This window comes from Streptococcus infantis (assembly GCF_047465525.1).
GTDB lineage: Bacteria > Bacillota > Bacilli > Lactobacillales > Streptococcaceae > Streptococcus > Streptococcus infantis_R.
Genome location: NZ_JASGZS010000003.1, coordinates 107,009 through 113,288, shown reverse-complemented (window position 1 = coordinate 113,288; position 6,280 = coordinate 107,009). Strand labels below are relative to the sequence as shown.

Sequence of the window (6,280 nt, the reverse complement as noted above, 5' to 3'; positions counted from 1 at the left end):
GAACCACGATATTATACAAACTAGAATAAGGACTGACATCCATAGTTAACTGATTATCAAGCATCATTTCACCTCATCTCTAGTATAACAAAAAAGCCATCTATTGGATGACTTTTTCAGTGGGCTCTAAAGGAAGGGACTTTCTTGTTATTAAAAATGATTTTTCCAGGCTTGGAAGCGTGCATCCAGTAGGAGTTGTGTCAGGTTTTTTAAGATTTCGACTTGCTCAGGCTCCAGAGTCTGAGCTTGAGAAACAAGTTGTCGAACATGGTCAATAGCATTTTTAGAAGACAGTTCATTAATGGAGCTGATTCCAGATTCTAGAATGGTACCAAAGAAGAGATCAAAGTAGAGTTCTAGTTCTTCATCGGGCACACTGTCCACCCATTCTTTAAGAGTGTCTTTGATTTGGAGACTTTCGCTACTGATGGCCTCTAGTTGGACAAAGTGGTGTCCCTCTGTCAGCCAACTAAAGGTACTGTGTTGAGCGATTCCTCCGAGAGCTGTAGACTTGACGACGATAGGTGTATCGGGGACTTCTAGCATCATGCCAATGACAGATCCCTGTGGGACATAGCGACGAATTTTTGGAATAACATCTTGATAACCAGTGGTTTCAGTCAGATGAGCCTGCAAACCAGGAGCGTCATAGGTATAAACTGCTGAGATTTTTTCCTGCAATTCAGGTTGGATTTGACTAGCAGCATAGACGGCTAGATTCCCACCTTTAGAATGCCCAGCTATAATCACTTTTTGTTTTGGATGTTGTTTAAAGAAATCTTCCAAGTATTCAAGAGCATGCTTTTGGGCAGGGATTTCCTTCATATAGGTCATATGAAAATCTTCCTTCCAGCCAATAATACTATCGTCTGTGCCACGAAAGACAATCAGATAAGTATCTAGGTTCAGACGATAGGTCATAGCAGCGAACTGTTTCTGTTGCTCCGTATCAATCTCGTTAATAAAGTTAGAGAGTTTGCTATTTTTAAAACGTTTGTGCTGGGATAACTGATCGAGGAGTTGAAGACGTTCTTTATTGGTCAACATGTTAGTCTCACGAGGAACACGGGTTGCGACATCGCTTAGACGATTGACAGGCTGTTCCAATAAGTTATCAAAAGGAAGATAAGTCAGCTCTGTAAAAGCAAGTATATCCAGTTCATTTAAGGGAAGATCGTAAAAAGAATCGTATTGAACGTCAGTTAGGTAGTCGAAAATATTGGTCATGGGAACTCCTTTCTTAACTTTTATCTTATCAGATTTACATCAATTTCGCTAGTAGTGAGGAGAATTTTGCTATAATATAGAAAAAGGAGGAGCAGATGCATAAGATTTTACTAGTAGAAGATGATCCAGTCATCCGTCAGCAAGTTGGGAAAATGCTCTCTGAATGGGGGTTTGAGGTAGTCATGGTAGAAGACTTCATGGAAGTTCTAACTCTATTTGTTCAGTCTGAGCCTCACCTGGTTCTCATGGATATCGGCTTGCCTCTCTTTAATGGCTATCATTGGTGCCAGGAAATTCGCAAGATTTCCAAAGTTCCTATTATGTTTCTGTCTTCAAGAGACCAGGCTATGGACATCGTGATGGCTATTAATATGGGAGCTGACGATTTTGTGACCAAGCCTTTTGACCAGCAGGTCCTTTTAGCAAAGGTACAGGGCTTGTTGCGTCGTTCCTATGAGTTTGGACGGGATGAAAGTCTCTTAGAGTATGTTGGAGTTATCCTCAATACCAAGTCTATGGATGTGCATGTCAATGGCAAAGCTATCAGCCTAACCAAGAATGAATTTCAGATTTTACGTGTTTTGTTTGAGCATGCGGGAAATATCGTAGCGCGTGACGATTTGATGCGGGAGCTCTGGAATAGTGACTTCTTTATCGATGATAATACCTTGTCCGTAAACGTCGCCCGCTTACGTAAGAAATTGGAGGAAGAAGGTTTGATTGGTTTTATCGAAACCAAGAAAGGAATAGGGTACGGATTGAAACATGCTTGATTTTAAAAGTTATTTTCTAGCTTATATCTGTTCGCGTAGCCGTTTTTTCGTGTTTATTCTCTTACTTACAGGTTTACTTTTTCTCTTTGAGGTCTTATTTGATAACCAAGTGCCCTACTTTAACTATTTCTTCTTTCTATCTACCTTTTTGACACTTTTGTTTTTGGTCTATGATTTCTTGATAGAATTGCAACGCTATCGTAAGGAATTGTTTTACGGAAAAAGAGAAGCCAAGTCCCCAATGGAGGCACTACTAACTGAAAAACTAGAGAAAAGTGAAGAAGAACTCTATCAAAAGAAATCAGATGCGGAAAATCGCTATAATGACTTGGTGGACTACTATACTCTCTGGGTGCATCAGATAAAAACACCCATTTCAGCTAGTAAACTTCTAGTGAGTGAGGTGGAAGATCGCCAATTGAAGCAACAGCTAGAACAGGAAATTTTTAAGATTGATTCCTACACCAATCTCGTTCTCCAATACCTACGCTTAGAGAGCTTCCATGATGATCTGGTTTTGAAGAAAGAAAATGTGGAGGATTTGGTCAAGGAAGTCATTCGCAAATATGCGATTTTCTTTATCCAGAAAGGTTTAAGTGTTAATCTGCATGACTTGGATAGAAGCATTGTGACTGATAAAAAATGGCTGTTAGTAGTTATTGAACAAATCCTTTCAAATAGCCTCAAATACACAATTGAAGGTGGAATTGAGATCTATATGGAAGATCAAGAACTTTGCATCAAAGATACTGGGATTGGCATTAAAAACAGTGATCAATTGCGAGTCTTTGAACGTGGATTTTCAGGGTATAATGGGCGTATGACCCAGCAGTCATCTGGACTTGGACTTTACTTGACCCAAAAAATCACCCAAGAATTAGGACATCAAATCCGTATTGAATCTGAAATTGGTCAAGGTACGATTGTGCGTATCAAGTTTTCAGTAGTAAACCTACTGATCGAATGAAAAGAATTGCTAAGAGCTTGGAAGAAACCTTTCAGGCTCTTCTTTAGACCTTTTTATGGTAAGAAAGCAAGTTTCAATCAGATAAAAAATTGTAATCTTACAAAAATGTAAGATTACAGACCTCTTTTGTAAGGTTATGTTATGGCAAGACCTCTTTATTTGGAGTAAACTTATAGCATAAAGAAAAAGGAGAGAAACCATGAAAACAATCTTACAAAAGAAACATACAAGTAAACCAAGTCCAAAAGAGATCGAGCGGGTTCAGCTCGGTTGCGCTATTATGCAGGCTCAGTTTCAATTAATGGGATATTAAAAAGGAGATTATCATGACACTATTAGATGTAAAACACGTACAAAAAATTTATAAAACTCGTTTCCAAGGCAACCAAGTAGAAGCTCTAAAAGATATTCACTTTACCGTAGAAAAGGGCGATTACGTTGCCATTATGGGTGAATCTGGTTCTGGGAAATCAACCCTACTCAATATTCTCGCCATGCTTGACAAACCAACTCGTGGTCAGGTCTTCCTAAACGGAACAGACACAGCAACCATTAAAAATACTGAAGCATCAAGCTTCCGTCGTGAAAAGTTAGGCTTTGTCTTCCAAGACTTCAATTTGTTAGATACGCTTTCTGTTAAAGACAATATCTTACTCCCTTTGGTATTGTCTAGAAAGCCTATTACAGAAATGATGAAAAAATTGGTAGTGACGGCTGAAAATCTTGGCATCAACCAATTGCAAGAGAAGTACCCTTATGAAATCTCTGGGGGACAAAAACAACGGGTAGCAGTTGCACGCGCTATCATTACAGAACCAGAAATTCTCCTTGCTGATGAGCCAACAGGAGCTCTAGATTCTAAGTCATCTGCAGCCCTCCTTGATATTTTTGATCAGATCAATGAACAAGGACAGACCATTCTCATGGTAACTCACTCAACAGCTGCAGCCAGCCGTGCGAAACGTGTCCTTTTTATCAAGGACGGCATTCTTTACAATCAAATCTACCGTGGTGAAAAAACTGATCGTCAGATGTTCCAAGAAATCTCTGACACCTTGACTGTTATGGCAAGTGAGGTGAACTAGTATGTTTCGATTAACCAATAAGTTGGCCATCTCCAACTTAATCAAAAACCGCAAACTCTATTATCCTTTTGCACTAGCAGTTCTCCTTGCAGTTACTATCAGCTACCTATTTTATTCATTAACTTTTAATCCTAAAATGGTAGAAATGCGGGGTGGATCTTCTATTCAATTTACCCTACAACTAGGTCTCATCGTAGTAACACTTGCATCTGCTATTATCGTCCTTTATGCCAACAGTTTTGTCATGAAAAATCGTTCCAAAGAACTGGGTATATATGGCATGTTGGGACTAGAAAAGCGACATTTGATTGGTATGACCTTCAAGGAACTCCTGATTTTTGGTCTAGTAACAGTCACTGCTGGGATTGGGATTGGTGCCCTCTTTGACAATCTGATTTTCGCTTTATTGCTCAAACTTTCAAAGATGAAGGTGGAGTTAGTCGCAACCTTCCAATGGTCCGTAGTCCTTTCCATCCTTTTGGTATTTGGTTTTATCTTTTTAGTCATTGTCTTCCTAAATGCTATCCGCATTATCCGTATGGATGCTCTCCAACTATCTCGTGAGAAAGCAAAAGGTGAGAAGAAGGGCCGTTTCCTAGTGTTTCAGACAATCTTGGGACTACTCTCTTTAGGTAGTGGCTATTATCTAGCTCAAAGCGTAACAAATGCTCTATTAGCTATTTCTACCTTCTTTTTAGCTGTAATACTGGTCATTTTAGGAACCTATCTCTTGTTCAATGCTGGGATTACAGTTTTCTTGAAAATGCTCAAGAAAAACAAGAGATATTACTACCAACCAAATAATCTCATCTCTGTTTCTAACCTTATCTTTCGTATGAAGAAAAATGCGGTTGGTTTAGCGACTATTGCCATCCTTTCCACCATGGTTTTGGTCACCATGTCGGCAGCAACCAGTATCTACAATGGTTCTGAAAATATTAAAAAACTCCTGTATCCTCACGATATGTCAATTTCAGGACAAAATGTAGAAGTTGAGGATTTAGACCAACTTTTAACTCAGTATGCCAAGGAAAAGAACCTAACAATCAGCACTAAGGATGTTCTTAGCTATGCAAGTTTCGGCCTTTCTAGTCAAGATGGTACCAAATTAACCACCTTTGCAAAAGGTCAAAATAGTGTTATGCCCAAGACAGTTTTCCTAGTCTTTGATCAAAAGGATTATGAAAAAATGACTGGACAAAAGCTGAACCTTACGAATAATGAGGTGGGACTATTCGCTAAGAACGATGGCCTTAAAGGTCAAAAAGCATTCAGTCTTAACAATCAGAACTATACTATCAAGCAAGAAATCCAGCAAGATTTCCTCAGAGACCATGTTGCTAACCAGTATGTACTTTTGATCTCAGATTATAACTACCTTGTTGTCTCAAATTTGCAGGACTTTTTAGATAAATACCAGGATTCTGCTATATACACTCAGCTATATGGTGGAATGGATGTGACAGCAAGTAAAGAGGAACAGTTAAAGCTATCTGATGATTTCGATGCGTATGTGAATAATTTCAGTCACAATCTCAAGAACGAGAATGGTATGGTTTACGGTGCAAACATTGCGAGTGAGTCAACTGTCGAAATGAACGCTCTCTTTGGTGGAGTCCTCTTTATCGGTATTTTTCTCTCTATCATCTTTATGGTAGGTACTGTACTCGTTATCTACTATAAACAAATTTCAGAAGGTTATGAAGACCGTGAACGCTTTGTCATTCTGCAAAAGGTTGGTTTGGATCAAAAACAAATCAAGCAAACCATTAACAAGCAGGTCTTGACTGTTTTCTTCTTACCTCTGGCCTTTGCCTTTCTTCATCTGGCTTTTGCTTATCACATGTTGAGCCTGATTCTCAAGGTCGTTGGTGTTGTTGATTCAGCCATGATGTTAAGTGTAACACTTTCTATTTGTGGTATCTTTGCTTTAGTTTATGTCCTAATCTTTGTGATTACTTCAAGAAGCTATCGTAAGATTGTTCAAATATAAAAATAAAGGATATAATGTAAAGTCAGAACGTTATTTTGACGGAGGAATCCTAGATTATATTGGATACTCTATCTTAGTAGCCATAATTTGCGAGTTTACCTTGGGGAACACAACACCTTGGGAGATTTGCATGATACAAAATTGGAAAACCAAACACACTCATCATGTTTAAACATTAAAACGTTATCTTCTTTCAGAGGAGATAACGTTTTTTCTTCTGCGGATAAGGAAATAA

General features: G+C 38.7%; 5 protein-coding genes. 4 read left to right on the top strand and 1 reads right to left on the bottom strand.

What is annotated here, in order from left to right; genetic code table 11:
• Window positions 1-150: 150 nt before the first annotated feature.
• The gene (locus QM374_RS01875; protein WP_414310688.1) at window positions 151-1,227 is read right to left on the bottom strand and encodes a DUF2974 domain-containing protein; all 1,077 of its coding nucleotides are present in this window, start codon (window positions 1,225-1,227) and stop codon (window positions 151-153) included.
• A gap of 95 nt (window positions 1,228-1,322) precedes the next feature.
• Between QM374_RS01875 and QM374_RS01870 the strand changes: the two genes are divergently transcribed.
• From QM374_RS01870 to QM374_RS01855, 4 genes are all read left to right on the top strand, one after another.
• Window positions 1,323-2,000 (top strand): response regulator transcription factor, encoded by a 678-nt coding sequence (locus tag QM374_RS01870; protein ID WP_153225433.1) that lies wholly within the window; start codon window positions 1,323-1,325, stop codon window positions 1,998-2,000.
• The gene (locus QM374_RS01865; protein WP_414310687.1) at window positions 1,993-2,967 is read left to right on the top strand and encodes an ATP-binding protein; all 975 of its coding nucleotides are present in this window, start codon (window positions 1,993-1,995) and stop codon (window positions 2,965-2,967) included. The genes QM374_RS01870 and QM374_RS01865 overlap by 8 nt, the downstream gene beginning before the upstream one ends.
• A 326-nt stretch (window positions 2,968-3,293) precedes the next feature.
• The gene (locus QM374_RS01860; protein ID WP_070459777.1) at window positions 3,294-4,052 is read left to right on the top strand and encodes an ABC transporter ATP-binding protein; all 759 of its coding nucleotides are present in this window, start codon (window positions 3,294-3,296) and stop codon (window positions 4,050-4,052) included.
• A gap of 1 nt (window position 4,053) precedes the next feature.
• Window positions 4,054-6,045, top strand: coding sequence for an ABC transporter permease (locus QM374_RS01855; RefSeq protein WP_414310686.1), 1,992 nt, complete (start codon window positions 4,054-4,056; stop codon window positions 6,043-6,045).
• Window positions 6,046-6,280: the final 235 nt, after the last annotated feature.